We start from the raw sequence: 26,840 nt of genomic DNA on the forward strand, positions 1-26,840 counted from the left end.
AGGAGTGTTTGAAATGAAATATGTGTTAAATACAGTTTATAATGGTACTCAAAAGGTTTTAGAGAAAGGAACACAGAATGGTAAGATTGTATATGTCGCAAAGGAGATAGAAAGTGGTTCTCGTGGTATAGTAGATAGAAATTGGGTGCTTTCCAATATAAAAAATATAAAAAATGCGGGTTTAACTAAAGATGGTAAAATAATATATAAGAAAACTCAGGAAGAAAAAATTGCAAAAGAGCAGTTAGAAATCATCAAAAAGTGGTATAAAGCGGTTTTTGAAGGTTTTGATATATGTTATGTTACATCAGATAAAGAGTTAGTATTAGTAGGTTATTTGGAAGATGGAATACCTATGGTGGAACATTTGGGTCATATTAATCCTTTTGATTTAGCAGCCGTTTCTCATGCCTTATACAAAGTGTATGACAATTTTGATCCAGATTATGAAGCAAAATTGTCATGTGGTATGGAAGATTTAGATACTCCATGTCATGAGTTAAGTAATGAAGAAAGTGATGAAGATTATAGTTCATTAATCTGGAGATATGAAAGTTTAGAAAATTACAAAGATGAACTAAATGATTTGTCGTTTGGACTTATGGAAAAAGCAAGTAAATTGGGTTATAAAAAAGAGTATCTTCCTTGTGTTTGTTCTATATATAATATTAGTTGGTTGAGTGATGTTATCCAAATAAAAAAGTGACTCAAAAGCATAATGGGTCTATAGATTTTATTAAAGGCGGGAGAATACCCGCCTTTTCTCTTGTCAAAAAATCAGTTACCTACTATACTGAGTATGGGTGATCGTATGTCAGACTTACCTTTTAAGAGTATGGATGAAGTAAAATCCTTTGCTGCTGAAATGAAATCTCAGTTGGATGCAGAGGGTTATAGAGCCTTGCTTTTTCTCTTGGGTCTATTAGATAATCAAGGTGTTTCAAGGGTCGTAGAGTTAGATGGTAAATCCATAGAAATAGATTGTTATATTGCTCCTATTGTAGAGGAGTTAAATCTTAGAGGTTTTAAAACTTTGTCTTGTTGTTCAGGTTTAGATGAAGAGCATGAAAATGTAGATTATAAGTCGGATGTGGGTTATATTTCTTTTGTGTTTGATGTTAAACTCTATGATTATTTGCAGAATAAGTTGGGTAATTCGTATGTGGTAAAACAGTCTGAAGCATACCTTACACCCTCAATATATGTAGAAGTATCGGGTATAAATGACACTGAGAAGAAAGAGAAATGGGTAAAACTTTGGGAAACATTGAGATTATTTGATAGTGTCTAAAATCAAAATTGCTTTGTTTTTCTTTTAATATATACTCCCAATGATTTCTTTGTATAATAAAAAGATGAATGGGGTTTTTGTATGATAGAATTATTAACAGTCAATCATTTTGATAAGGTATTAGACCTTTTTGATATAACGAGTAAAGAAATAAAGATAATAAGCCCTTTTTTATCTCAATCTATGGCAGACAAACTGTGCCAAATTGTAAAAGATAAGGGTTTAACTTGTACTTTTATAACTCGTTTCTATTTAGAAGATTTCATAGCAAAGGCAAATAGTTTAGATGCTTTGGAGCAAATGATAGACAATGGTATATTGGTCTATGCAGTTAGAAAGTTACATACAAAACTCTACCTTTTTGATAATAAGTACGGCATCATGGGTTCTGCTAATTTTACTAATGGGGGTTTTAAGAGTAATGTAGAACTTTCGATTTTAATAGAGGAAGAAAATGCTTTGTTGAGTGAATTACACTCGTATTTTGATGAAATAATGGATGTTGTGAAAGGATCACCAGAGGGTTTAATAACAAAGTCCGTTATAGAAACATCTCGTGAACAGTATAAGAAGTTATATACATCAAAGAAACATGCGGGTAGTGGTACAGTTACGAGTTTGAAAATCTATGGTGCAAGTTTAAATAAAAAGGATAATTTAGATGATACAGATACTCTTTTGGAAGAATTGAAATTCTGTAGAGCAGAGAAAAAAGATTGTGTAAGTGAATGTTTTGAGAGTGTATCAAAATCAGAACAGAAAACTTATCCGTATACCATTTGGCTAAAGTTTGATGGTGAAGGAAATGATCGTTTAAATGCTAATGAGGGTTTTCCAATGACTGATGTAATAATCAATGGGAAAACTTGCTACTTGTCTAACTATCCTTTCAAAGTGGGTTCCATCAAAGATGATGATGTGATTTATATGGCAGCATTAACAACAGATACACATGGTAAAAATCAGCCGGTAATCGTTGGTCGTGGTAAGTTAGAGGGTTTTAAAGAAGAAAATAGTGTAACTGATGATATGCTTACTAAATATGAATGGATGAGTCGTTATCCTTGGTATTGCATCATTAGTGAGAGTGAAGTCCTTGATACTACAGTCAAGAATGGTATTCCTATGGATGAAATATGGGATGCTTTGGGTTCAGATACCTACATATCTTCTTTTGGTAGAAATGAAGATATAGCAGCAGTAGGTAGAAAACACTATCAGAAGGCTCATATCAGACTTTCGGGTAATGCAAAGGACTTAATAGATAAAAAGTTTGATGCTCTTAAAAAGAAGTATGGGGTCATAATCTATAACTCACAAAAGTAGATTATACTTTTGGAAAGACAAAATAAAAGGAAGGTTGAGTCAAATCAGCCTTCCTTTTTTCTTTAAAAAATAAAATCGACTTCGGTATATTGAGTAAAAAGTACTCTGAAAATAGATGGGTATATAACGAATGAAATCTTAAAAAGTCGTATAAATACTGATTTTCCAGAGCCATGATAATGTAGCACATCGTAAAAAGGTTGTGGCCTCCCGCGGCGGCGATCTCCAGGGCCCGCTTGCCGTTTTCCTGGCCCTTCACGTCGGCGAAGTCCAGTTCCGCCTCCAGGTCGGCCCCCGGTGTCCAGGGGTCGGCGGGGAGGATGGGGGTCTCCCCCCGCAGGTGGGCCACCAACTGGGAGACGCTCTCCACCGGGTAGACATTCACAGCGCCGGCCAGGGTAGCCTCAGCGGCGGAGGAGGCGGGGACGTACAGATCCTTGATACCCGCCCGAACGGCGGCCAGGGCCATGGGCAGCATACCGGGGATGGGCCGCAGCTGACCGGACAGGGACAGCTCTCCCACAAAGGCGCAGGGGCGGGCCGGCAGGCGGAGCTGCTCTCCCGCCGCCAGGATACCTACCAGGATGGGCAGGTCATATACCGTGCCTCCCTTTTTACGGTCCGCCGGGGCCAGATTGACGGTAATGCGGGAAACCGGGAAGGAGAAGCCGCAGTTTTTGATGGCGGCGCGTACCCGGTCCCGGGCCTCTTTCACCGCCGCGTCGGGCAGGCCTACGATCTCAAAGGCGGGCAGCCCGCCGGACAGGTCGCACTCCGCCCGCACCTCATAGCCTGAGATGCCGGTGAGCCCCAGGGAACGCACTTCACACAGCATGGCCTGTCGCCTTCTTTCCGCCCCGGGCCGCGGCTCCGGGGGCTGTAATCTTATACCATATTAAATTATAGCACATAAGGGCGTCTGCTGCCAGAGCGGAGGGACAGGTACGGGTTGTCTGACAGTCTGCAAAACAGGGGAGAGGGGCTTCCAAAGACGGCAATTTTCCAGAATATGAAGTCTAGTACGGGCGGTTCAGCAGAAAAAAGGGAGTTCTGAATTTTTTTCGAGTAAAAGCGGTAAAACCGGGTGTATTCCTAGGAATTTGAGAATTTGAAGAAAATTTTCATAGATAAGTAAGATTTGATTTACAAACGGTTTGGATGGTGTTACAATGAAGGCGCTCCGGGAAAGTTTCTTTCCGGTAAGCGGGGAAAAAGCCAGGGTAATGGGAATCCGGCCCGGTCTTTGGGAGAGGCGGGGACCGATTCCCATTGCCCTGGAACAACGAACAAGGAGGAATCGTTTCAATGGCTAGAAAGCTGAAATCCATGGACGGTAACACCGCAGCCGCCCACGTGTCTTACGCCTTCACCGAAGTGGCGGGTATCTACCCCATCACTCCGTCCAGCCCCATGGCCGACAACGTGGACCAGTGGGCCGCTCAGGGCCGGAAGAACATTTTCGGTACTACCGTCAATGTGGTGGAGATGCAGTCTGAGGCTGGCGCCGCCGGTACCGTTCACGGCTCCCTGGCCGCCGGTGCCCTGACCACTACTTACACCGCTTCTCAGGGCCTGCTGCTTATGATCCCCAATATGTACAAGCTGGCCGGTGAGCTGATGCCCTGCGTGTTCCACGTGTCCGCCCGTACCGTGGCCACCCACGCGCTGAACATCTTCGGCGATCACTCCGACGTTATGGCCTGCCGCCAGACCGGCTTTGCCATGCTGTGTGAGTCCAATCCCCAGGAGGTTATGGACCTGGGCGCCGTTGCCCACCTGGCCGCCATCAAGGGCCGCGTTCCCTTCCTGAACTTCTTCGACGGCTTCCGTACCTCCCACGAGATCCAGAAGATCGCTATCTGGGACTACGATGACCTGAAGGACATGGTGGACATGGACGCTGTGGAAGCTTTCCGCAAGCGCGCCCTGAACCCCGAGCATCCTGTGATGCGCGGTTCTCACGAGAACGGCGACATCTTCTTCCAGCACCGCGAGGCTGCCAACAAGTACTACGACGCTATCCCCGGCATCGTCGAGGAGTACATGGGCAAGGTCAACGCTAAGCTGGGCACCAACTATCAGCTGTTCAACTACTATGGCGCTCCCGACGCTGACCGCGTCATCATCGCCATGGGTTCCATCTGCGACGTGGCTGAGGAAGTCATCGACTACCTGAACGCTCACGGCGAGAAGGTCGGCCTGGTGAAGGTCCGCCTGTATCGTCCTTTCCGCGCCGACAAGCTGCTGGAGGCCATTCCTGCCACCGCCACCAAGATCGCTGTGCTGGACCGCACCAAGGAGCCCGGCGCTCAGGGCGATCCTCTGTACCTGGATGTGGTTACCGCCTTCGCCAACGCCGGCCGTCAGGCTACCATCATCGGCGGCCGCTACGGCCTGGGCTCCAAGGACACCCCGCCCAGCAACGTGTTTGCCGTGTATGAGGAGCTGACCAAGGATCAGCCCAAGCGTCAGTTCACCGTGGGTATCGTGGACGACGTCACCTTCACCTCTCTGGAGGAGAAGCCCGCTCCCAACACCGCTGCTCCCGGCACCATCGAGTGCAAGTTCTGGGGTCTGGGCGGCGACGGCACCGTGGGCGCCAACAAGAACTCCATCAAGATCATCGGCGACCACACCGACAAGTACGTCCAGGCTTACTTCCAGTATGACTCCAAGAAGACCGGCGGCGTGACCATCAGCCACCTGCGCTTCGGCGATCAGCCCATCCGCGCTCCCTACTACATCAACAAGGCCGACTTCGTGGCCTGCCACGTGCCCGCTTACATCGTCAAGGGCTTCCCCATGGTCCGCGACGTGAAGGACGGCGGCGTGTTCCTGATCAACTGCCAGTGGAGCGATGAGGAGCTGGATCACCATATGCCCGCCGTGGCCAAGCGCTACATCGCCGAGCACAACATCCAGGTCTACACCATCAACGCCATCGACCTGGCCATCGAGATCGGCATGGGCAAGCGTACCAACACCATCCTGCAGTCCGCTTTCTTCAAGCTGGCTAAGGTGATGCCCGAGGCCGAGGCCATCCAGTACATGAAGGACGCTGCTACCCACTCCTACCTGAAGAAGGGCCAGGACGTGGTTGACATGAACCACAAGGCCATCGACGCCGGCGCCACCGCCTTCCACAAGTTCGAGGTTCCCGCTTCCTGGGCTACCGCCGAGGACAAGCCTGTTGCCGAGCACCTGGAGGGCAAGGCCGAGACCGTGAAGATGGTCAAGGAGATCATGGAGCCCGTGGGCCGCATGGACGGCGACAGCCTGCCTGTTTCCGCCTTTGTCAACGGCCACGAGGACGGCACCTTCCAGCAGGGCGCTGCCGCTTACGAGAAGCGCGGCGTGGCCGTGTCCGTGCCCGAGTGGGATGCCTCCAAGTGTATCCAGTGTAACCAGTGCTCCTATGTCTGCCCCCACGCCACCATCCGTCCCTTCGCCCTCACCGAGGAGGAGGCCAAGAACGCCCCCGCTCAGGCGAAGATCGTGGACATCAAGGCCGGCAAGGGCAAGGGCGTGTACAAGTTCGCTCTGGCTGTCAGCCCCCTGGACTGCATGGGCTGCACCGTCTGCGTGAGCACCTGCCCCGTGAAGGCTCTGACCATGAAGCCCCAGGAGTCCCAGGCTGCCGAGCAGGAAGTCTTCGACTACATGGTGGCCAAGGTTGCCCCCAAGGCCGACGTGGAGGATATCGCCACTGTCAAGGGCAGCCAGTTCAAGCAGCCTCTGCTTGAGTTCTCCGGCTCCTGCGCCGGCTGTGCTGAGACCGCCTATGCCCGCCTGATCACCCAGGTGTGCGGCGACCGGATGTATGTCTCCAACGCCACCGGCTGTTCCTCCATCTGGGGCGGCCCCGCTGCTACCTCTCCCTACACCGTCAACAAGGAAGGCAAGGGTCCCACCTGGGCCAACTCCCTGTTCGAGGATAACGCCGAGCACGGCCTGGGCCTGTACCTGGGTCAGAAGGCCATCCGCGACCGTCTGGCCGACCAGACCCGCAAGCTGATCGCCATCGACTATGTGGACGAGACCATCGCCGCCGCCGCTCAGAAGTGGCTGGACACCATGGAGGACGGCATTGCCAACGGCGAGGCCGCTAAGGCTTACATCGCCGCCATGGAGGCCGTTATCGGCCAGCGCGAGGGCTGCACCTGCGAGGCCTGCACCCTGGTCCGTGAGATCCTGAAGGAGAAGGAGTACCTGAACAAGAAGTCCGTCTGGATCTTCGGCGGCGACGGCTGGGCCTACGACATCGGCTACGGCGGCCTGGATCACGTCATCGCTTCCGGTGAGGACGTCAACATCTTCGTGTTCGACACCGAGGTGTACTCCAACACCGGCGGACAGGCTTCCAAGTCCTCCAACATCGGCCAGGTGGCTCAGTTCGCCGCTGCCGGTAAGACCCAGCCCAAGAAGAGCCTGGCTGAGATCGCCATGCAGTACGGCTACGTCTATGTGGCCCAGATCGCCATGGGCGCCAATCCCAACCAGACCCTGAAGGCCATCACCGAGGCCGAGGCCTATCATGGTCCTTCCCTGGTCATCGGCTACGCTCCCTGTGAGATGCACAGCATCAAGGGCGGCATGGCCAACTGCCAGCAGGAGATGAAGAAGGCTGTGGACTGCGGCTACTGGAACCTGTTCCGGTACAACCCCGCTCTCAAGGCCGAGGGCAAGAACCCCTTCACCCTGGACTCCAAGGCCCCCGCTGGCGGCTATCAGGAGTTCCTGATGAACGAGGCTCGTTACTCCTCCCTGACCCGTGCCTTCCCCGAGCGCGCCAAGGAGCTCTTCGCTCAGAACGAAGAGGCCGCCAAGGAGCGTTGGGAGCACCTGACCCGTCTGGTGGAGCTGTACAAGTAATTGATCACCAAAAAGACCCCCGGGCAATGGCCGGGGGTCATAAGAAAGTAATATTACTTTTTGCAGGAACGGCATGGCTTTGGTCATGCCGTTTCCTGTTTCATCAGTTCGTCCACAGGGATAAAACCCACAAGGTCATAAGAGATGCGGATGCCCTGTCTGCGCTTCCCGCTGCTCTTGTCAGGTGCTTCGATGTAGATGCCCTTGACAAGCTCCCGCAAGGCGTAGGGGGTCATTTCCTGCAAATCCTCGTATTTGTGTACCCGCTGGATGAACTGCTCCAAATTTTCAATCTGTCGTTCCTGTACTTCGATTTCCTGCTGCAAGGTCTGGATTTCCGCTTTAAGCTGCATCTGCTCGTCCTCATAGGTCTTGCTCATCAGCGCAAACCGTTCATCAGAGAGCTTTCCGGCCACATTATCCTCATAGATACGGATGAACAGCCGGTCAAGTTCCCCAAGACGGCGTTCTGCCTGCGCCAGACGCTTCTTGTATCCCCGGACAGCTTCTTCGCTGGACAACCGGAGTCTATGCTCCATCACTGCCCGGAAATGCGCTTCATGCCGGGTTACATAGGAGATAACCGTTTTCATGTGCATCCAGACCAATTCTTCCAGTACAACCGCCCGGATGAAATGGGCTGAACAGGTTCCCGTGTTGCTGCGGTAGCTGGCGCATACAAAATGGTCTTGCCGCTTCTCAAAGTAGTTGGTGGTGCAGTAGCGCATCTTTGCCCCGCAGTCAGCACAGTAAACCATGCCGGAGAACAGGCTACTCTTTCCGGTTTTTGTCCTTCGGTGGCGCTGCTTGCGGATCTCCTGCACCTTGTCAAAGACTTCCTGCTCAATGATAGCCGGATGGGTGTTGTAGAATACCGCCTGCTTCTCAATGGGCGTTTCCCGCTGCTTCTTGTCCCAGATGGAGTTGGTGTAGGTCTTGAAATTAACCGTACAGCCGGTGTATTCCCGCCGTTCCAGAATATGAACAACGGTATTGGGGTTCCAGTGGTACGGATCAGCGGTTTCAGGACTTGGGGTGTTAATGCCCTCTCTCCGCTTATAGGCGGTAGGGTTGAGCACCTGTTCCGCCTGCAAGAGTTTGGCAATCTGCATCGGCCCCCGGCCTTCCATACACAGCTTAAAGATACGCTTGACCACAAGAGCGGCTGCCTCATCCACGACCCACTTTGTCCGATCCTCCGGGTCTTTGCGGTAACCAAAGGGGATATTGGTTGTCAGCGGGATTCCCTGCTCGCCCTTGGCCTTCTGTACCGCACGGATTTTGCGGCTGGTATCCTTGGCAAAAAACTCATTGAACCAGTTTTTGATTCCCGCAACATCGTTGTCGGTGCTGTTGGGGTCAATGGTGTCAAAGTGGTCGTTGATGGCGATATAGCGCACACCATATTTCGGAAAAGTGAAGTTGATATACAAGCCCGTCAGCGAGGAATTTCGCCCCAGACGGGACAGGTCTTTCGACAGCACAACAGCCACTTTCCCCGCTTCAATTTCTGACAGCATCTGCTGAAATCCGGGGCGGTCATAGTTTGTGCCGCTGTATCCGTCATCCACAAAAAATGTTGGATTCGGGAAGCGGTGCTCTTTTGCGTATCGGAGCAGGATGTCCTTTTGGTTGGTGATGGAATTACTGTCGCCCTCGTTGGCATCCTCTTGGGAGAGGCGGCAATAGAGTGCGGTGATTTTATCAGTTGCCCGTAACATTTCTGTATCCTCCTTCAAAGGGGCAACTGTCAGTACAGGATTGGTTGCTTCTATTGTACCAAGATTCCCGGTATTTGTCATTCATCATCCTCCGTATTTTCTGTAAACTTTTCAGTCAGAATACGCTCCATCTTTCTATCCAGCGTTTCTGTCCCGTCATAGCTGCCCGTGATGGTGTAAATGGTGCCGCCGATCTCACGCTGTAAAGTGAACTCCGGCAGCCAGAAAGCAGATGGATTTTTCACACGGATATGTCCAGTCTCGTCAAACCAGAAATTGTGTGTGGGGCGGTCGGGCGGCAGCGATTCGGGCTTGAAATAGGGATCAGGATTGGAGAAAAAATATTCCGTTGGTTCGCCATGGGCAGAATCTTCCCATTGACTGATTTCTTCCCAAAGTTCCAAATCATCTGCATCAAAACCCGAAAGCAATTCATCGAGCAACTGTGGGTCAAGGGCATATTTTTCTTCCAGTTGTTTGATGACATCATCCACATCAATGCGGATGGAATCGCCGCTGAGTTGTGCGGCTGCAAATTCCGCATCACTCATATTTGCCCACCGCTGCAATTCAGCCCGTGAAGTATCATCAAGCGATATGAGTGAACTTACAGGCTCACCATTGGGCAGCGTATCTCCGAGAAGTATTTTTGCGAGTTTCCTTATGAGGTTACGATCCTCTTTCCAGTTGAGTTCCATCTTTGAAATCCTCCTTAATGGTCGAGCTGCTGCTGTTTCCTGCGGCTCTGCTCGTGATTTTCCTGCGCACGAACAACTTGTTCTACCTTGTATTTGATCTGCCAAAGCTTTTTCACCTCCGCATAGATGGGTGAAAGTTCTGCCTGCCCCGTCTTATATTCCTGTTCCAGACGGTCATGCTCTTTGCGCCATGCAATGACCGGCAATTTTCCGTCCTTAAAATGCGGTTTTAATTTGCGCTCTGCCATGTGATACAGGCGGAGTGCATTTTCATTTTCAGACATGAATTGCTCACGCCTACCTTTCCACTTGATGGCTGCCAGCTTGTCAGCAACAGGCTTTCCGTCGGTGTAAAACTGCACCATGCGAAGGAGTTCCTCCAACTCCTTCATGCGGTCAGATTTGCCACGCAGGGTGCTTTTCAAAATGTCAATGCGGTCACTCAGCGCAGATACACGCTCCTGCAACTGTTTCGGCGTTGTCAAATGGTTCTGCATGAGATAATTACAAATCTCATTGAACTCTTTGAGATTTCCGATTTTCGCTTTCCGGCTCCATGCGCCTGTGCTGCGGTTGGTGTAATACTCGCTGAGCAGCTGCGCCAGATTGGGGACTTGCGGTTTGCTCAATTCCCCATGCGCTTCTTTCAGCCAGTCAAGTAGCGCCGTAATTTTCTTTTTCAGCTTGCCGATCAAAGCATTGGTCGCCTTCACCCAGCGGTTGAAATCGCCCTTATCAGTACGGATACCTCTTGCCTCCATCTGGCGGATCGCCGGCCCCTCATGAACAGTAGGAAGCTGCTCCACACCCTGACGCTCGTAGCTGCGGTGGTCGATGCGGCATTCCAGACCTTTCCCGGCAAATCGAGCATTGCACATTGCCGCCCACTGTTCCCGCCAATGTTCCAGCGTTTCCGGTTTGCCCCAGTCCGTAGTGGGGACAGCGTTGAACACATAGTTTCCTGCTTCATCCCGTATGCGCTCCCCGTTTTCATCCAAGAGATATTCCCGCCGCTGCTTGTTGCCCCATTTTCCATCGGGCAGCAGGGGACGGATGGGACACATGACATGAAAATGCGGGTTGGCAATGCCGCCGTCCTCCTTGTCGGGGGCGTGAACGGAGAAATCCACCACCATGCCCCGGCTCACAAACTGCTCCAATAAAAATTGCCTTGCAAGGCCGATGTTCTCCTGCATGGAAAACTCGTTCTGCAAGGCAATGTCAAAACTGTATGCAAGCTGGGCTTTCTTGCCCCGTTCTGCCTTTTCCACCTCGTTCCACAGAGTTTGCCTGTCTGCGAAGGAAGGAGGAGCGTGGGGCGGCAGCAGGATTTCAGAACAGAGGACACCGCCTTTCTGGGTGTAGTCACTGTCCTCTCCGTAATACTCGCTGTGCAGCTTTTCACCGGATCGGTAAGCAGCGGACGCAACAGCGGATTGCCCTGCGCTGCGTTTGATCTGTGTAACATGGAAGTGAAATAGTGCGATACTTATCCCTTTCCTTTCTGGCTTGCCTGATTGTGTGCATTGACTGCCTCCATCAACAAAGCCCTGACTTCCGGCAAGGTAAAAACCTTTTCCGTGAAAGCATAAAACTCCGTTTCGCTCAAAGCCTTTACCAGCGGTGCGATGCTCTCCACGGCGGCCCCTCTGGTAATGAGGCGGTGCGCCCGTTTCTTCCGGTCTCCCTTCTCATAATAGGATTTCCGGTTTTGCAGCCGCTGGAGCCTACTGCGCTCCTGCGCCAGCCTCTTTTCTGCGTCTGCGATCTCCTGTTTCAGTTTTTCGGTTGTTGGCATCGTAGATTCCTCCTTTATTTGCAGATAAAAAATACCGCCTGTCTTTCGGACAAGCGGTAAAATTTGCGTGTTGAGTTTTAGGCTTTGGATGGGAAACTGTCTGTGCAAACAGATTGATTCCCATCCAAAGCGGGCAGGGATAGCCGCATAAGCGGCGCAAGGGGTACAGCCCCTTGTACGGAACGAAGTGACGCAAAACAGCCCGGACTTCCATCGTCCGGGCTGTTTGCCTCGCAGAGCGCACGCATACAGGGTTTACCCTGTATAGAAGTGCGCCCTTGTTACCAAGGGATATTTGTCAACTCAGGTTATCAATAGCATACTGCGCTTCTTCCGCAGTGAATTTTTCTCCATACTCAGAAACCAGCTGATCATAGATTGCACTGGGAGACATACTCATCATTTCCTGATAGCTTTCCGCCTTTGCAAGTGCATTTGCTTTCCAATCGGCTTCTACATTATCCACGGCGTATTGAGCTTCTTCTGGCGTAAATTTCTCACCATATTCAGAAATCAACTGGTCATAGATTCCAGCTTTCGACATTTGCATGGTCTTTGCGTAATCCTCGGCCTTGGCCAAAGCATTTGCATTCCAGTCAGCAACCAGATTGTCGATGGCATACTGTGCGGCTTCCTCTGAGAACTGTTCACCATATTCAGACACGAGTTGGTCGTAGATTGCGGCCTTTGACATATGCATTATGTCACTATAAGATTCCGCTTTTTTCAGAGCGGATTTGTACTCTTTGGGGATGGAGTCAGTTTCAGAAGGTTCGTTCGAGGAAGCATCCTCCGTCTCGCCAGAAGAAACATCACCAGAAGTTGCATCATTGTCGATTCCAGAAGAAACCGAAGAAGAAGGCTGATTATCAGAAGGATCAGACTCAGTACCGCCGCTTGAGGCTGCGCCAATCACAATCAGGGCAATAATCAGCCAGAACCACCATTTCTTATAGATGGGCTTTTTGTTTTTGGCCCCGCATGACGGACATACAGTCGCTTTCTCTGGAAGTGGGTTGTTGCAATTTTTACACACTCGAATTTTAGGTTGTTTCGCCATTTCTCTCTCCTCTTTCTCAACGGTTATGACCGCTTTTCTAAAATTGCTTTCTTTTGTGCATCAAACTCGTCCTGTGTCAGTATGCCCTCGTCCAGTAGTTCCTTCAATTCCCGCAGTTGTTCGACCATGCTCTTGGAAGCGGCAGGATTAACAGTTGCCTGAATTCCTTGTGCCATTGTATTGCCCAAAGCCATACCAGCACCCAGTCCAGCTAATCCGCCTCTCTGCTTGGAGGCATCCCGCATAGCTCTGGCGGTCTGATACTGCATAAAGGTTGTCATATCCTGTTTTGCCATGCCAATCCCGGATTGCTCGTCAATCAGTTTTTCAACCTCGTCGGGCAGGGAGATATTTTCAATGAGAATATCACTGAACTGCACACCCATTGCAGCAGCTTGTGCATTTAGTCTCTGTTGAAGCTCACCAGATAGTTTTCGATATTCTGTGGCCAGATCAAGCACGGACATCTCGCTTTCCGCTACTACGGTTGAGAAAGCTTCTGTGACCATGGAAGAAAGGTATTCGACAATATCATAGGTCATCACAATTCCCTTTGTCCCAAAGATCTCCCTCATAAAAGCTGGAACATCGGTGATGCGAAAAGCAAATTTTCCAAAGGAACGGATACGAACCATATTAAAGTCCTTATCACGCTTCATAATCGGATTCTTGGTCGCCCATTTATTGTCGATGAATTGTCTGGTGCTCACAAAGTACACATCGGCAATTACCGGAGAAACGAATAAATAAGGGAATGCCTTGAGGCTGGACAGCACCGGAAAGTTATCCGTTGTCAGTGAATAGGTTCCGGGCGGCAGAATATCGGCAAGCTTTCCGCCCTTCAAAAAAACAGCGTTCTGACTTTCCCGCACGATTACCTTGGAACCCTGTTTCAATTCATTATTTCCACTTTCACGCTGGTATTTGGAAACAATCAGCTTGTTACTCTGATCTACATACTCGATTACATCAAGAAACTGGTCCTTTACTGCATCCAACAGTCCCATACAACCACCGCCTTCTTACTGACGCAGCGGCAAATCAAATTGATCTTTGAAGGAGCCAACCGCAATCAAGATGATGTCAATGATCCAGCCAATTCCAAACAAACCGACCGTAAACAGGTAGAGGAGGCCAGTACCGATCTTACCCACATAAAACCTGTGTACGCCAAGCACGCCCAAGAAGATGCAAAGTAACAGTGCGACCATCTTATTTTTCTTGCTGACTCCCGGCACTACCCCCGGATTGGGGATGGTTTGATTGTTGATAATAACCTGCGATTGAACAAAGGGCTGCCCCGGCTGAGGCGGTACAGTTGCAGAATTGGGGATGGTTTCTTCTTTGTATCCGCAATATCCGCAGCTGTTGTTTTCCATCGGTGCTCCACACACCGGACATTTTGCTGCCATAATTGATTCCTCTCCCTGTCTTAAAATTGATAAAAGCTCTCGCTGGGATTACAAATGCAAAATCGTGTACCTTTCTGTAAAGAAAACATAACCAGTTTTTACTTCGCTGTTTTGTGTGGCTTTTCGTCAAATTGATGTGGAAAATTTTGTTGCTGCATGATATAATAAATTTGTTAAGCTTTTGCACCTTTTACAGAAAGGTACACATTCCTGTAAAAACACCCCCTTTACAACAACTTGGCTTTTTCGTAAATCTCTGCCCGGTAGCGGAAGGTGGCAAGGGGCATCCCACATTCCTTTGCTGCTGCCGTCCCGGTGATTTCTCCCATTTTCCAACGCTGGTAAACGGAATGGAAATTCTTGGGCAGCGGTTTGGGTGGCCGCCCAAACCGAATGCCCTTGGCTTTTGCCGCTGCGATTCCCTCAGCCTGCCGCTGACGGATGTTGGTGCGCTCGTTCTCTGCCACAAAAGACAGTACTTGCAGCACAATGTCACTGAGGAAAGTTCCCAGTAAATCCTTACCTCTCCGTGTATCCAGAAGCGGCATATCCAGAACCACAATGTCAATGCCTTTTTCCTTTGTGAGAAAGCGCCATTGCTCCAATATTTCTGCGTAATTGCGTCCCAGACGATCGATGCTCTTGATATAGAGCAGATCGTCTTTTTTCATTCTTCGCAGCAGTTTCTTATACTGCGGACGCTCGAAATCCTTGCCGGACTGTTTGTCGATATAAACATTTTTCTCAGGTACGCCCACTTCTCGGAGGGCAATGACTTGGCGATCTTCATTCTGCTCTCTGGTGGAAACACGGATGTACCCATAAATTTTCTGCTCGATCTTATTTCCTCCGTTTCTGCCACACAATGTCATACCCCAGCACATCCGCCAACTCCACCGCCTCGCCATAGCGTAAAGAACCACGCTTTAATTTCCCGGACAGGTTGGGGACGCTGCTGCTCCATCCATATTCGTCAGCCAAAATCTCCACTACCTCGCTCATGGTCATGCCAGCCCTGACAATGTAGGCTTTGATCTCATTCCTGTAATTCTCGTGGTTGCTCATAGAAAAGTCCTCCTGTTTTGTTGGCTCTGCGGCGAACAGAATCTATTCCGTGATAAATTCCATTTACTGCAAAGCATTGTTTTGGTAAAACTCGATTTCAAACTGGAATTTTTGCTTGTGATGCCCTGTTCACAGCACCCGCTTTCCCGTTTTGCTGGTTTGTGCAAAATCAAGTAAAACAGCGAATATCCACACAGAACGCTGTACTGTGTACGCTGTGCGGTGCAACGCTCTTTGGTATGGGCGGCAATACAAAAATTGCCGTTTGTTCGCTGATTTCACATGGATTGATTTTTGCCTGTGTTTTTAAGCGCCGTTTTTCCCGAATGCCGTTCCTGCCCGGGAATCTCACCCCGGCGTATCCCCAGCCTTGGCACGCTCGCAGCTTCGGGACAAATTGTCCCGAGGCTGATTCTGGCGCTGCTTCGCCAACCGGCATATCCCATTCGGACGGTCATGTACTTTTCAAGCTGCGAAGTCTTGCGACAAGTACATTTTAGCGAAAAAACATGACCATTCCCGTATATCCAAAAGGATGGAAAATGCCCTGAAAAAGCAGGAATTTCCACGCTTATGGACGAGCTGTGTTATAATAAAAGAAATGGAGCAGCGGGGAGGCTTGGCATGAATACGACCTTAACGATTCAGGAAAAATTGAAGGATTTGCGGGTGGAGCACGGACTTACCTTAGAACAGCTGGCCGACCAGACCGGGCTTTCCAAATCTGCACTCGGCAAATACGAGAATGACGATTATAAAGACATCAGCCCTTTTGCCATCGTCACGCTGGCAAAGTTTTATCATGTGACTACGGACTATCTGTTAGGTGTGTCAGAACAAAAAAATCACTCAGACACAGAGTTGAGTGCTCTGCACCTGAGTGATGATGCGATTGATGTTCTGAAAGCCGGGAAATTCAACCACCGGCTGCTGTCGGAAATTATCAGTCACCATGATTTTCAGAAAATGATGCTGGATGCGGAGATTTATGTGGATCGGATCGCAGATATGCGGATCAACGATATGAACGCCGTACTGCAAGCCGTCCGCCAAATGGTACTGATGCAGCAGGGAGAAACGGAAAATGATCTGTACCTGCGGACGCTGGAACTTGCACAAATACAAGAGGACGAGTATTTTGGCCATGTTATTTCTGACGATTTGAAACTGATCCTTCGGGATATTCGGGAAGCCCATCAAAATGATGCAACCACTGCGGACAGCCATTCCCCGGCGCTGGATATGCAAAAGAGTTTGCAGGAAGCCACGAACTACAAAGGCAGCAATGCGGAAAAGCAGGCCCGCATTTTCCTCGCAACCTTTGGTATTGACTATGATGCGATCACGATGGAGCAATTTATCAATATCATCGAGGTCTTGAAACTGTCCAAACATCTGAAATCCTCTATTAACCAGCGGGGGAAAACCAACATGACCCACGGAAAAGGAAAAAGAAAGCGCAAATAGGCAAAAAAATATGCTGGACACGGTTAAAATCAACCATGTCCAGCATATTTCATTTACCCAATCCCGTCTGACAGATGCCGTAAGTGTAATTTTGAGTGAATTACTTTCTTACGAGCACCCGTCTAACAGCCCGGGGGTCTTTTTATTCTGCCCTGTGAAGCAAAAAACTGGAACAATCCACTTATATGTATCATGCTTTAGTAAAATTATGGATTTGCAGCTGGGATATACCAAAAAGGACTGTAAAAATGAGCGTAGATGTGTTATATTTTTAGCGTCAGCAAATTTTGCCTCTGCATTGAGCACGCAGATCTCTGAAGTGGCAGGGGCTTTGTCATTCGGATCATATGTGAAAGGGAGAATTAGAATGGCACGGGAAAAATCGGACTCCGCGAACGTAAAAAAGGCTGCGGCTGAAAAGAAGCCTGTGGAAAAGGAGATTCCCGCCGCAGTAAGCCCCGCCTCCACTGCGAAGGAGGCTGCGCCTGCCCCGGAAAAGACAGCCGCCGCAAAGAAAAAGACGGCTCCTGCCGCGAAAGAGGCTGAGCCCGCCCCAAAGGCGGCCCCTGCCACGAAGGAAACTGAGTCTGCCAAGAAGACGGCTCCCGCGGCAAAGGAAGCTGAGCCTGCCAAGAAGGCGGCTCCCGCGGCAAAGGAAGCTGAGCCTGCCCAAAAGGCAGCCCCCACTACGAAAAAAGCGGAGCCTGCTAAAAAGACGGCCTCCGCCGCGAAAAAGTCCACGCCCGCCAAAAAGACGGCGTCCACGAAAAAGAAGGCCGCCTCTGCCGACAAACGGAAGGCAAAGGCCCCTGTGGTCGAGCCGGAAAGCACCCCCGCGGTGGCCGAGACTGCCCCGGTGATGGAAGAGCCCAACCTGCCCCGCCGGAGCGTGGCCTTCATCGGCTCGGAGTGCCATCCCTTTGTAAAGACAGGCGGTCTGGGAGATGTAATGTATGCCCTGCCCCGGGAGCTGGCCCGGCTGAACTGTGACGTCCGGGTGATCCTGCCCCGCTATGCCTGCATTCCCCAGGAGTATCAGAACAAGATGATCTACCGGGGCGAATTCTACATGGACCTGGGCAACACCGGCCGCAGCTACTATGTGGGGATCATGGAGTACATCTGGGACGGCGTGGTGTACGACTTTATTGACAACGAGGAGTTCTTCTCCTGGGGCAATCCCTACACCAATCTGGTGGACGATATCCCCAAGTATTGCTTTTTCAGCAAGGCCGCCCTGGCTGCCCTGAACTACATGAACTGGATTCCCGACGTGGTCCACTGCCACGACTGGCAGGCGGCTCTGGTGCCGGTGTATCTGCGTACCCTGTTCAAGGACTCCCCGGTGGGCCGGGCCAGATCGGTGATCACCATCCATAACCTCCGCTTCCAGGGCGTGTACAATATCCCCACCATCAAGTACTGGTCCGGCCTGCCTGACGAGGCCTTCGGCATGGGCGCGTTGAAGCAGGACTGGGTGGAGGCCAATATGCTCAAAGGCGGCCTGGCCTACGCCGACCGGATCACCACCGTCAGCGGTACCTACGCCTGGGAGATCCAGACCAGTGAGTACGGCGAGCGGCTGGAGGATCACCTGCGCTATCACAGCCACAAGCTCCGGGGCATCGTCAACGGCATTGACTACGGTATGTGGAACCCGGAGACCGACCCCGCCCTGGCGGAAAACTACGGTCTGGGCAACGTGCTTGACCACAAGATGGCTAATAAGCTGGCCCTCCAGAAGGAACTGGGTCTGGAGCAGGACACCGGCAAATTTGTCATTGGATTGATTTCCCGGCTCACCAACCAGAAGGGCCTGGATCTGGTCAACGCCATCGTTCCCCAGGTGCTGGACGGCAACACACAGGTGGTGGTGCTGGGTACTGGTGACAAGCAGTATGAGGACGCCTTCCGGGCCTATGAAGGGAGCTACAAGGGCACCTTTAGCGCCTGCATCCAGTATGACGAGGGGAGAGCCCACCGTATTTATGCCGGTGCGGACGCCCTGCTGGTGCCCTCCCGCTTTGAGCCCTGCGGTCTGACCCAACTCAACGCCATGCACTATGGCACCCTGCCCATCGTTCGTGAGACCGGCGGACTGAAGGATACCGTGGAGCCCTACAACGAGTTCAATGGCGAGGGCAACGGCTTCACCTTTGACCGGTATGACGCCGGTCTGCTGCTGGACGCCATCAACCGGGCCAAGTCGCTTTACTTCAACAACCGTTACCATTGGGACGAGGTGGTCCAGCGGGATATGGCCAAGGACGTCTCCTGGGAGAAGTCTGCCCGCCAGTACAAGGACCTGTACCTGGAACTGACTCAGTGGTAAAGTTCTGAAAAGAAGAAATAGAAACCGGTCCATAAGAAAAGGCCCCCTGATGCAGGACACTGCATCAGGGAGCCTTGCTGTCAAACTGCTTGTGGCGGCATATGGGGAAAAGGGGGCTTAAACATTGAAGCGGAAGAGGACGATATCGCCGTCCTTCATGATGTACTCCTTGCCCTCGGACCGGACCAGGCCCTTTTCCTTGGCGGCGTTCATGGAGCCGCAGGCCATCAGGTCGTCAAAGTTGACCACCTCGGCCCGGATGAAGCCACGCTCAAAGTCGGTGTGGATCTTACCGGCAGCCTGGGGAGCCTTGGTGCCCTTCTTGATGGTCCAGGCACGGCACTCGTCCTCACCGGAGGTGAGGAAGGAGATCAGACCCAGCAGGGCGTAGCTGGCCTTGATGAGCCGGTCCAGGCCGGACTCGGCGATGCCCAGGTCGTCCAGGAACATCTTCTTCTCGTCGGCGTCCAGCTCGGCGATCTCGGCTTCCAGCTTGGCGCACACGGGGATCACCTGAGCGCCCTCCTTGGCGGCCAGATCCTCCACGATCTTGTAGTAAGCGTTGCTGTGGCAGTCGGCAAAGCCGTCCTCGTCCAGGTTGGCGGCGTAGATGATGGGCTTCAGGGAGAGCAGCTCGGCGGTGGCGATGATGGCGGCGTCGTCCTCATCACACTCGAAGGAGCGGGCGGAGTTGCCGTCGTTGAGCCAGTCCTTCAGAGCGGTGAACACCTCCACCTCCCTCAGGTACTTCTTGTCACCCTTTGCGGCCTTCTGAGCCTTGTCGATGCGGCGCTCCACCATCTCCACGTCGGCCATGATGAGCTCGATGTCGATGACGCCGATATCCCCGGCGGGGTCCACCGGCACGTTGGTGCTGGTGTCGGCCACCACGTGCATGATGTTCTCGTCGTCAAAGCAGCGCACCACATGGACGATGGCGTCGCACTCCCGGATGTTGGCCAGGAATTTGTTGCCCAGACCCTGGCCCTGGCTGGCGCCCTTGACCAGACCGGCGATGTCCACGAACTCCACCACGGCGGGGGTGGTCTTTTTGGGGTGGTACATCTCGGTCAGCGCGTCCAGACGAGCGTCGGGCACGGCCACCACGCCCACGTTGGGGTCGATGGTGCAGAAGGGGTAGTTGGCGCTCTCAGCGCCGGCATTGGTGATGGCGTTGAAAAGGGTCGATTTGCCCACGTTGGGCAGGCCCACGATACCTAATTTCATCGGTTAAATACCCTCTTTCGGCATATTAGCCCAAGTATTATATCGTATCCCCGGCCAAATTACAAGTGCTGGGGCAGGAACTCTTGCCCCGGTTGTCTTTCCGGCCGGTTTGTGCTACCATACAGGAGAAGGAGACAGGAAAACCTGCCGGTATATTTTCGGCATTGTATCACGGTTTACATTCTTTTTTTCTTTGCCCTGTCATACTGAATACAAGCAATGAAACTGCAAGGAGGCCATTCTGATGAAGGAATATCCTGTTCAGCGTGCCGCAGTGGGCAAGCCCAAGCCCGATCCCTCCACGCTGGTGTTTGGCAGAACCTTTACCGACCATATGTTTTTGATGGACTATACCGCCGGCCAGGGCTGGCACGACGGGCGCATCGTTCCCTACGGCCCCATTGCCCTGGACCCCTCCGCCATGGTGTTCCATTATGCCCAGGAGGTCTTTGAGGGCCTGAAGGCCTATCGTTCTCCCGACGGTACCATTCAGCTCTTCCGTCCCACCGAGAACATCAAGCGCATCAACTCTTCCTGTGAGCGTATGTGCATCCCGCCCCTGGATGAGGAGGACGCCCTGGCCGCCATTGAGCAGCTGGTGCGGCTGGAGGCGGACTGGGTGCCCGATCAGCCCGGCACCTCCCTGTATATCCGCCCCTTCATCATCGCCACTACCCCCACTCTGGGAGTCCACGCCGCCCACGATTATATCTTCGCCATCATCACCTGCCCTGTGGGAGCCTACTATGCCGAAGGCATCAATCCGGTGAAAATCTATGTGGAGAGCGAGGATGTCCGGGCCGTCAAGGGCGGCACCGGCTACACCAAGTGCGGCGGCAACTATGCCGCCTCCATCCGGGCCGGCGAGCGGGCCGAGCAGAAGGGCTACGCCCAGGTGCTGTGGCTGGACGGCGTACACCGCAAGTATATTGAAGAAGTGGGCTCCATGAACGTCATGTTCCAGATCGGGGACACGGTGGTCACCCCCATGCTCACCGGCTCCGTGCTGCCCGGCATCACCCGCAAGTCCTGCATTGAACTGCTCAAGAGCTGGGGCCTGAAGGTGGAGGAGCGGCTCATCACCGCGGAGGAGCTCTTCGAGGCGGGCGCCAACGGCACCCTGAAGGAGGCCTGGGGCACCGGTACCGCCGCTGTCATCTCTCCCATCGGCGAGATGGGCTGGGAGGACAAGCACGTTGTGGTCAATGGCGGCAAGATCGGCCCCCTGGCCCAGAAGCTGTACGACACCCTCACCGGCATCCAGTGGGGGACCCAGCCCGATCCCTATGGCTGGGTGGTCAAGCTGTAACTTTGCTATCTTCTATGCCTTCCTATACCTTCCCAGACAGAAGGACGAGACCATATGGTCCCGTCCTTCTGCCGCATCCTGTCAAAAAGTGGCTGCGGTCACTTTTTTGACAGGATGTTAAACTTTTGAGGCCTTCAAAAAGTCCTCAAAAGTTGTTTGACTGCACGCGAAAGGGAACCCTGACGGTTCCCTTTCACACTATCCTTCCCTCCGAAACCTCTGGCCAGAGGTTTTTCAGCAGCCTGAGGCAGAAGACTGGGACCCAAGGGCCCTGGCCTTCTGCCGTTTCTATGGAACATCTGACGTTTTCCTGTAGATTTGTTTAGCTTTCTTCCGGCGCTCGGTTCACTGTGGTACAATCGCTCCACTACGCCGGTCCTCCGGACCGGCGAAAACGAGGTGTTTGTTATGAAACGAGCCAATCCCATTTTGCTTTTACTGCCTCTGCTGTTCCTGTCTGCCTGTGCCAGACCGGCGGCGGATGTCACTGGTCCCGACGTCCAGACCGAGGCGGCCCGTTTGGCCACCATTCAGCTGGGCCAGCTGGCGGACCGGCTGAACCAGATGGAGAAAGATCAGGTCCAAAACCTGCTGGAGGAACTGGTGCCTCTGCAGCAGGCCCGGGCCCAGGTAGGCCGGTGGGAACTGTTCCCTCAGGAGGAGGAGCTGGTGGAGCAGCTTAACCAGCTGTATGAGGACTTCACCCAGCGCTATCTGGAGGAACCGGAGGAGCCTTTGGAGGAAGAGGAGCTCCCCGTCCTGGCCCAATATGAGATCGGAGCCGACGGCACCCTCATCCCGGATAAATCGGACAAGGCGGAGTACCGGGCCCTGTGGGACAAGGTCAATGAACTGCTGCCCGAAGGGAGCCTGAAGCCCTTCGCCCGCTTCACCATCTTCACCGACGGGGAGGCTGAAATTCTGGCCTATGTGGTCCCGGCGGACGACAACGGCGTCCAGTGGGAGCTGGCGGTGGACCCGGAGGACGCAGGTGATCCCGTGGAGTTCACCGAGACGGTATACCATGAGTACGCCCACTATCTGACCCTGAACGACAAACAGGTGACCTACGGCGCGCCCAAGCGCTACGACTGCTACGGGGAGAACGACCTGGTAAGCAACCCGGACTCCTACCTCAATGCCTTCTACCAGCGCTTCTGGAAGGACTATCTGGACGACCGGCTGGCCGACCCGGAGAGCATCAACTTCTATCTGCGGCATGAGGATGACTTCATCACCAGCTACGCCGCCACCAGCCCCTCCGAGGACATCGCCGAGTGCTTCTCCTACTTCGTGCTCTACGACAGGCCTACCGGCACGTCGGTGTGGGAACAGAAGCAGAACTTTTTCTACGACTATCCGGAACTGGTGGCCTTCCGGGATCAGGCCCGGGCCAAGCTGGGGCTGTAAGTTTTACCGGGTCAGCTTCCGGAATCCGGCGGGGGCCTCCGCCCGGAAGATGCGCTCCTCGCCGGTGAAGGGATCGGTGAGTACCAGCTCATGGGCGTGGAGGCACAGCCGACCCAGAGGATCGGTGGCGGCTCCGTAGTCCCGGTCTCCGGCTACCGGACAGCCCAGCTCGCTGAGGTGGGCCCGGATCTGGTTTTTCCGGCCGGTGTCCAGATCGATCTCCAGAAGGGCGTATTCCTTTCCGGCGCTGACCATGGTATAATGGGTTATCGCTTCCTTACCGCCGGAGCGCACCGAGTATACCTTGTGGGCGGCGTTCTCCCGCAGCAGGGTACGGATGGTATCCGAGTCCTTGGGAGGCCTGCCCTCCACCACCGCCAGATAGCCCCGGCGGCCCACCAGCTTGTCCCAGTTGTCCTGGAAGGCCCGCTTGGTCTCCTCGTCCTTGGCGAAGAGGAGCACGCCGGAGGTGGCCCGGTCCAGCCGGTGGACAATGAAGATCCGGTTCCGGGGATCGGCCTTGCGGACGTAGTCGGTGGCCATGTGGTAGGCGGTGCGCGCCTTCTCCTTGTCGGTGGCCATGCTCAGCAGACCGGCGGGCTTTTCGATGACCAGCAGCCTGCCGTCCTCGTAGAGGATGGGGAAGGGGGCCTTTTTGTCTCCCGCGCCCTGAGGAAGTACCACCACCATCTGTCCCGGCAAGAGGGGATGGTCGTGGCGGGTGACGGTCTTGCCGTCCACCTGGACCTGGCCCCGGGTGAGCAGGGACTTGACGCTGTTGCGGCTTTTGCCGGTCACATGGGCCAGCAGGAAGGGGAGCAGGGTGGCCTGCTCGTCTACGGAATAGCGTTTTTCTTGCATATTTTCACATCCATTCAGGAGGTTTTGTCAATGAATGACGTTTTGCATCAGCTTCGGGACCGCAAATCGGTGCGGGCCTATCTGGAAAAGCCCATTGCCCCCGACGACAAGCGGGCTATCCTGGAGGCCGCCTGCGCCGCCCCCACAGCGGGCAACCAGCAGCTGTACACCATTCTGGACATTACCGATCAGAAGCTGAAAGATACCCTGGCGGAGACCTGTGACCACCAGCCCTTTATCGCCCAGGCGCCTCTGGTGCTGATTTTCTGCGCCGACTGTCAGAAGTGGTACGACGCCTTTGACGCTGGCGGCTGCCAGCCCCGGAAGCCGGGGGTGGGAGACCTGCTGCTGGCCTGCTCCGATGCCAACATCGCCGCCCAGAACGCCGTTACCGCTGCCTGGAGCCTGGGCATCGGCTCCTGCTACATCGGGGACGTGATGGAGCAGTGCGAGACCCACCGGCAGCTGCTCAACCTGCCGGACTATGTGTTCCCCGCCGCCATGGTGGTGTTCGGCTACCCCACCGCCCAGCAGCAGAGCCGGGAGAAGCCCCGCCGCCGGGCCCTGCCCTACATGGTTCATGAAAACGGCTATCGCCGGATGAACGCCGGGGAGCTGGAGCGGATGCTGGCTGATAACGCGGGCCAGCGGCCCTATGCTGACTGGCTCCAGGCCTTCTGTGCCCGAAAGTATAACTCCGACTTCTCCCGGGAGATGACACGGTCGGTGGAGGAGTATCTGAAGAACTTTAAGGAGTAACTTACACCAGCTGCTCCAGCACCCGCCGCAGCAGGTCCGCCGCCCCCACCTGGTAGCCGCAGCAGGCGTAAGCCGCCCGGCCCTCCTGGTCCCGTACCACCGCCAGAGGCGGCTTGTCCGGGTCCAGACCCAGATGGCGGGCCACCGTCTCCACCTGATAGCCCCACTCGGAATAGACCAGCTGTACCTGGGGCCATTTGTCCAGCAGCCCCGCCAGGGTGGCCTGCTGTTCTGCGCCGGGCCGCCGCAGGAAAAAGACCACGTCCCCGTCCAGGGCCTGAAATGCGGGCAGGGCGGCGGAGAGTTCATTTAAAATATGTTCCGTGGGTTCCGCCCCCTCCTCCAGCCAGAGGAGGAGGGCGGCTTTTTCATGGGCTCCGGCCAGCTCCGCCAGGGGCAGCTCCCGGGGAGAGATCAGATCGTCCACCGAGCAGTCCCGCAGCTCCAGCGGGATTTCCCGCTCCTGCCCCGCCTCCAGGGTGAACTCCAGGCGGCTTGCAAACTGGTCCCCCGCCGGCAGCCGCAGGGCGGTGAGCACCCGGTAGCGTCCGGCGGGCAGGGTGACATTCAGCTTGTTTTTGTGCCAGGCCCGGTCGGTCAGCCTGAGGGGTTTCCACATTTCCCCCGTCCAGAAGTCCAGCGACCAGTTCTGCCGGTAGAGAAAGCGCTCCACCGGGGCCTTCCGGAAGGTGACTTTTCCACATTCCTCCGGCTCCTTGGGGACAAATTTCCCGTTTTGCCACACCAGCACCGCCCCGTCCAGGGGGCGCAGCAGGGCAGGCACCCCCTGCTGCCGCAGGGCAATGACCTCACCCGCCACGCCGGGCTGGGGGATGGACCAGTCAGTGAGACGCTCAAAGGCCACCCGGGGACAGAGGACAAACCGCCGGAATATCTCCGCCGGGTACCGGTCCGCCCAGGGCCGGGCCCGTTCCAGATGGACCTCCAGCAGCTGGGCAGTCACGTCCCGCAGGTCCTTGTCGGACAGGGAGGAGAGAAGAGCGGGGCGCAGCGGGTCATGATCCCTGCTGAGAAAGGCATAGATCTCCCCAAAATTGCCACGGGCCTCTTGAAGCAGTTCTCGCTGCTGAGGATAGTTTTGGGCCTTTTCCTCGTCGAAATAGCTTGCAATCCGGGCCTGCCGCCTGGCGGTCCCTGCCGCCAGTACTGTTGCCCGTTCCTGGCGCTGGGCCTGGTCCAGAGGGGCGGGGTTGACGGGGGCGTCCTGGGGGGCACGGAAATCGAAGGGAGTCCAGTCCGTGCAGGGGGAGGGGAGGGTCAGCTCCGCCCCGTCCTCGGTCTGGCCGTGGCAGAAGGCTTCCTTTTCACCGGCGGACAGATGGAGGTCACCTATCCCCAGCTCAACCTGGACCCTGCCGGTTTCATCGGCGGTAAGGGCGGCAATGGGGCAGAAGCGGGACTCGTTGAGGACTTCCAGCGTAATGGTCTCCCCCGGCCCGGCCTGGAAGGTGTAGGTCTTGGTGTGGGCGTAGCGGGCTGTCTGGTTGTGGTACAGGGCCTGTCCCTGCCTGCCCAGAGGGGCGCCGTGGAGGGTCAGGTCGGCCACCGGGCCGAAGGTGTGGCTGTGGACCAGCATGGCCCGGGAGGCGGCGGTGTTGAACCAGCCCCGGTCCAGCACCGGCTCCGGCTCGCAGGCTCCCAGGAAGCGCCACTTGCCCTCACACAGCACCTCCACCCAGGCGTGGTTGTCGTCGCAGTGGGACCAGCGGGGGGCGTACACCTGCCGGGCGGCTAGGCCAACGGAACGCAGGGCGGACACCAGGAAGGCGGACTCCTCCCCGCACCGGCCGCTGCCGCAGCGGTATACCGTCAGGGGGGAGGCGGTGCGGTCGTCCTGGGCCTGATAGCTGGCCTGCTCATGGCACCAGCGGTTGACCTCCAGGGCGGCCTCCTCCTGGGACAGGTCCTTCACCCGGTTCCACAGATGGCTGTAAAACAATGCCCGGTGGTCGGACAGATCCTCGTCGTTGACCCGGGGGCAGAGGACGTACTGCTCGTAGGCCTCCCGGCTGAGAGAAGCGCACCAGGGGACGGTCTGGCGCAGCATATGGCTGTGGGCGGCGAAGCCCTCAAACAGGGACTGGGGGTAGCTGTCCCAGTCCTCCGGCAGGGCCTGCCGGATAAAAGTCAGTTCCTGATCCATATGATCCACTCCTTTGGAATGGGGCTATGATATCACATTTCTTTGTGGTATCATAGCCCCAGATAAGA

Annotated in this window: 22 protein-coding genes; 9 read left to right on the forward strand and 13 right to left on the reverse strand. The window is 54.0% G+C overall.

What is annotated here, in order from left to right; genetic code table 11:
• Positions 1–13 precede the first annotated feature (13 nt).
• The 3 genes from B5G42_RS05005 (at position 14) to B5G42_RS05010 (ending at position 2,617) form a co-directional block, all read left to right on the forward strand.
• On the forward strand, positions 14–706 hold the full coding sequence (locus tag B5G42_RS05005) for a hypothetical protein (RefSeq protein ID WP_087267336.1): 693 nt from the start codon (positions 14–16) through the stop codon (positions 704–706).
• A gap of 93 nt (positions 707–799) precedes the next feature.
• Complete coding sequence (locus B5G42_RS17830) at positions 800–1,291, forward strand: hypothetical protein (protein WP_162611046.1); 492 nt, start codon at positions 800–802, stop codon at positions 1,289–1,291.
• An 81-nt stretch (positions 1,292–1,372) separates the two neighbouring features.
• Positions 1,373–2,617: a phospholipase D family protein gene (locus B5G42_RS05010; protein ID WP_087267339.1), complete on the forward strand. Its 1,245-nt coding sequence runs from the start codon at positions 1,373–1,375 to the stop codon at positions 2,615–2,617.
• 1 nt (position 2,618) lies between these two features.
• Here the strand turns inward: B5G42_RS05010 and B5G42_RS05015 are convergent, their stop codons facing one another.
• Positions 2,619–3,452, reverse strand: a complete 834-nt coding sequence (locus B5G42_RS05015) for a magnesium chelatase domain-containing protein (protein WP_242961133.1) — start codon at positions 3,450–3,452, stop codon at positions 2,619–2,621.
• Between the two features lie 470 nt (positions 3,453–3,922).
• Between B5G42_RS05015 and nifJ the strand changes: the two genes are divergently transcribed.
• A complete protein-coding gene (nifJ, locus tag B5G42_RS05020; protein ID WP_087267342.1) occupies positions 3,923–7,489 on the forward strand; it encodes a pyruvate:ferredoxin (flavodoxin) oxidoreductase in 3,567 nt (1,188 codons plus the stop codon).
• An 83-nt stretch (positions 7,490–7,572) separates the two neighbouring features.
• Here the strand turns inward: nifJ and B5G42_RS05025 are convergent, their stop codons facing one another.
• The 9 genes from B5G42_RS05025 to B5G42_RS05065 all read right to left on the reverse strand — a co-directional run bounded on the left by B5G42_RS05025 (position 7,573) and on the right by B5G42_RS05065 (position 15,243).
• Positions 7,573–9,210, reverse strand: a complete 1,638-nt coding sequence (locus tag B5G42_RS05025; protein WP_087267344.1) for a recombinase family protein — start codon at positions 9,208–9,210, stop codon at positions 7,573–7,575.
• A 77-nt stretch (positions 9,211–9,287) separates the two neighbouring features.
• The gene (locus B5G42_RS05030; protein ID WP_087267347.1) at positions 9,288–9,908 is read right to left on the reverse strand and encodes a hypothetical protein; all 621 of its coding nucleotides are present in this window, start codon (positions 9,906–9,908) and stop codon (positions 9,288–9,290) included.
• Positions 9,909–9,922: 14 nt separating this feature from the next.
• The gene (gene mobQ / locus B5G42_RS05035) at positions 9,923–11,395 is read right to left on the reverse strand and encodes a MobQ family relaxase (RefSeq protein WP_087267350.1); all 1,473 of its coding nucleotides are present in this window, start codon (positions 11,393–11,395) and stop codon (positions 9,923–9,925) included.
• Between the two features lie 2 nt (positions 11,396–11,397).
• Positions 11,398–11,814, reverse strand: a complete 417-nt coding sequence (locus B5G42_RS05040) for a DUF3847 domain-containing protein (RefSeq protein ID WP_242961134.1) — start codon at positions 11,812–11,814, stop codon at positions 11,398–11,400.
• A 190-nt stretch (positions 11,815–12,004) separates the two neighbouring features.
• Complete coding sequence (locus B5G42_RS05045; RefSeq protein WP_087267355.1) at positions 12,005–12,766, reverse strand: Ltp family lipoprotein; 762 nt, start codon at positions 12,764–12,766, stop codon at positions 12,005–12,007.
• A 23-nt stretch (positions 12,767–12,789) separates the two neighbouring features.
• The gene (locus tag B5G42_RS05050) at positions 12,790–13,773 is read right to left on the reverse strand and encodes an SPFH domain-containing protein (RefSeq protein WP_087267451.1); all 984 of its coding nucleotides are present in this window, start codon (positions 13,771–13,773) and stop codon (positions 12,790–12,792) included.
• Between the two features lie 15 nt (positions 13,774–13,788).
• Entirely contained in the window at positions 13,789–14,178 is a 390-nt protein-coding gene (locus B5G42_RS18615) for a TM2 domain-containing protein (RefSeq protein WP_242961135.1), read from the reverse strand.
• Positions 14,179–14,405: 227 nt separating this feature from the next.
• Positions 14,406–15,050, reverse strand: coding sequence for a recombinase family protein (locus B5G42_RS05060; RefSeq protein WP_087267362.1), 645 nt, complete (start codon positions 15,048–15,050; stop codon positions 14,406–14,408).
• On the reverse strand, positions 15,019–15,243 hold the full coding sequence (locus B5G42_RS05065; RefSeq protein WP_087267365.1) for a phosphoribosylglycinamide formyltransferase: 225 nt from the start codon (positions 15,241–15,243) through the stop codon (positions 15,019–15,021). The genes B5G42_RS05060 and B5G42_RS05065 overlap by 32 nt, the downstream gene beginning before the upstream one ends.
• Before the next feature lie 624 nt (positions 15,244–15,867).
• Here B5G42_RS05065 and B5G42_RS05070 point away from each other — a divergent pair.
• Positions 15,868–16,710, forward strand: a complete 843-nt coding sequence (locus B5G42_RS05070; RefSeq protein WP_087267369.1) for a helix-turn-helix domain-containing protein — start codon at positions 15,868–15,870, stop codon at positions 16,708–16,710.
• A gap of 427 nt (positions 16,711–17,137) precedes the next feature.
• Positions 17,138–19,042 (forward strand): glycogen synthase, encoded by a 1,905-nt coding sequence (locus B5G42_RS05080; RefSeq protein ID WP_343286690.1) that lies wholly within the window; start codon positions 17,138–17,140, stop codon positions 19,040–19,042.
• A gap of 117 nt (positions 19,043–19,159) precedes the next feature.
• Here the strand turns inward: B5G42_RS05080 and ychF are convergent, their stop codons facing one another.
• Entirely contained in the window at positions 19,160–20,269 is a 1,110-nt protein-coding gene (ychF, locus tag B5G42_RS05085; RefSeq protein WP_087267378.1) for a redox-regulated ATPase YchF, read from the reverse strand.
• Between the two features lie 244 nt (positions 20,270–20,513).
• Here ychF and B5G42_RS05090 point away from each other — a divergent pair, with 244 nt between their 5' ends.
• Both B5G42_RS05090 and B5G42_RS05095 read left to right on the forward strand, forming a co-directional pair.
• Positions 20,514–21,578: a branched-chain amino acid aminotransferase gene (locus B5G42_RS05090; RefSeq protein WP_087267381.1), complete on the forward strand. Its 1,065-nt coding sequence runs from the start codon at positions 20,514–20,516 to the stop codon at positions 21,576–21,578.
• Between the two features lie 408 nt (positions 21,579–21,986).
• Entirely contained in the window at positions 21,987–22,988 is a 1,002-nt protein-coding gene (locus tag B5G42_RS05095) for a hypothetical protein (RefSeq protein WP_087267384.1), read from the forward strand.
• 3 nt (positions 22,989–22,991) lie between these two features.
• Here the strand turns inward: B5G42_RS05095 and B5G42_RS05100 are convergent, their stop codons facing one another.
• A complete protein-coding gene (locus B5G42_RS05100; RefSeq protein WP_087267387.1) occupies positions 22,992–23,849 on the reverse strand; it encodes an RluA family pseudouridine synthase in 858 nt (285 codons plus the stop codon).
• Positions 23,850–23,879: 30 nt separating this feature from the next.
• Between B5G42_RS05100 and B5G42_RS05105 the strand changes: the two genes are divergently transcribed.
• The gene (locus B5G42_RS05105) at positions 23,880–24,608 is read left to right on the forward strand and encodes a nitroreductase family protein (RefSeq protein WP_087188417.1); all 729 of its coding nucleotides are present in this window, start codon (positions 23,880–23,882) and stop codon (positions 24,606–24,608) included.
• A gap of 1 nt (position 24,609) precedes the next feature.
• Here the strand turns inward: B5G42_RS05105 and B5G42_RS18840 are convergent, their stop codons facing one another.
• Positions 24,610–26,772: a transglutaminase-like domain-containing protein gene (locus tag B5G42_RS18840; RefSeq protein ID WP_087267390.1), complete on the reverse strand. Its 2,163-nt coding sequence runs from the start codon at positions 26,770–26,772 to the stop codon at positions 24,610–24,612.
• Positions 26,773–26,840 lie beyond the last annotated feature (68 nt).

The organism is Flavonifractor sp. An91, from assembly GCF_002159225.1.
GTDB classification, from domain to species: domain Bacteria; phylum Bacillota; class Clostridia; order Oscillospirales; family Oscillospiraceae; genus Flavonifractor; species Flavonifractor avicola.

What these genes read in the sequence shown, in the direction of transcription:
- B5G42_RS05005 (WP_087267336.1), top strand. Translation starts at nt 14, where the DNA reads ATGAAATATGTGTTAAATACAGTTTATAATGGTACTCAAAAGGTTTTA.
- B5G42_RS17830 (WP_162611046.1), top strand. Translation starts at nt 800, where the DNA reads ATGGGTGATCGTATGTCAGACTTACCTTTTAAGAGTATGGATGAAGTA.
- B5G42_RS05010 (WP_087267339.1), top strand. Translation starts at nt 1,373, where the DNA reads ATGATAGAATTATTAACAGTCAATCATTTTGATAAGGTATTAGACCTT.
- B5G42_RS05015 (WP_242961133.1), bottom strand. Translation starts at nt 3,452, where the DNA reads ATGCTGTGTGAAGTGCGTTCCCTGGGGCTCACCGGCATCTCAGGCTAT.
- nifJ (WP_087267342.1), top strand. Translation starts at nt 3,923, where the DNA reads ATGGCTAGAAAGCTGAAATCCATGGACGGTAACACCGCAGCCGCCCAC.
- B5G42_RS05025 (WP_087267344.1), bottom strand. Translation starts at nt 9,210, where the DNA reads ATGTTACGGGCAACTGATAAAATCACCGCACTCTATTGCCGCCTCTCC.
- B5G42_RS05030 (WP_087267347.1), bottom strand. Translation starts at nt 9,908, where the DNA reads ATGGAACTCAACTGGAAAGAGGATCGTAACCTCATAAGGAAACTCGCA.
- B5G42_RS05045 (WP_087267355.1), bottom strand. Translation starts at nt 12,766, where the DNA reads ATGGCGAAACAACCTAAAATTCGAGTGTGTAAAAATTGCAACAACCCA.
- B5G42_RS05050 (WP_087267451.1), bottom strand. Translation starts at nt 13,773, where the DNA reads ATGGGACTGTTGGATGCAGTAAAGGACCAGTTTCTTGATGTAATCGAG.
- B5G42_RS18615 (WP_242961135.1), bottom strand. Translation starts at nt 14,178, where the DNA reads ATGGCAGCAAAATGTCCGGTGTGTGGAGCACCGATGGAAAACAACAGC.
- B5G42_RS05060 (WP_087267362.1), bottom strand. Translation starts at nt 15,050, where the DNA reads ATGACATTGTGTGGCAGAAACGGAGGAAATAAGATCGAGCAGAAAATT.
- B5G42_RS05065 (WP_087267365.1), bottom strand. Translation starts at nt 15,243, where the DNA reads ATGAGCAACCACGAGAATTACAGGAATGAGATCAAAGCCTACATTGTC.
- B5G42_RS05070 (WP_087267369.1), top strand. Translation starts at nt 15,868, where the DNA reads ATGAATACGACCTTAACGATTCAGGAAAAATTGAAGGATTTGCGGGTG.
- ychF (WP_087267378.1), bottom strand. Translation starts at nt 20,269, where the DNA reads ATGAAATTAGGTATCGTGGGCCTGCCCAACGTGGGCAAATCGACCCTT.
- B5G42_RS05090 (WP_087267381.1), top strand. Translation starts at nt 20,514, where the DNA reads ATGAAGGAATATCCTGTTCAGCGTGCCGCAGTGGGCAAGCCCAAGCCC.
- B5G42_RS05095 (WP_087267384.1), top strand. Translation starts at nt 21,987, where the DNA reads ATGAAACGAGCCAATCCCATTTTGCTTTTACTGCCTCTGCTGTTCCTG.
- B5G42_RS05100 (WP_087267387.1), bottom strand. Translation starts at nt 23,849, where the DNA reads ATGCAAGAAAAACGCTATTCCGTAGACGAGCAGGCCACCCTGCTCCCC.
- B5G42_RS05105 (WP_087188417.1), top strand. Translation starts at nt 23,880, where the DNA reads ATGAATGACGTTTTGCATCAGCTTCGGGACCGCAAATCGGTGCGGGCC.
- B5G42_RS18840 (WP_087267390.1), bottom strand. Translation starts at nt 26,772, where the DNA reads ATGGATCAGGAACTGACTTTTATCCGGCAGGCCCTGCCGGAGGACTGG.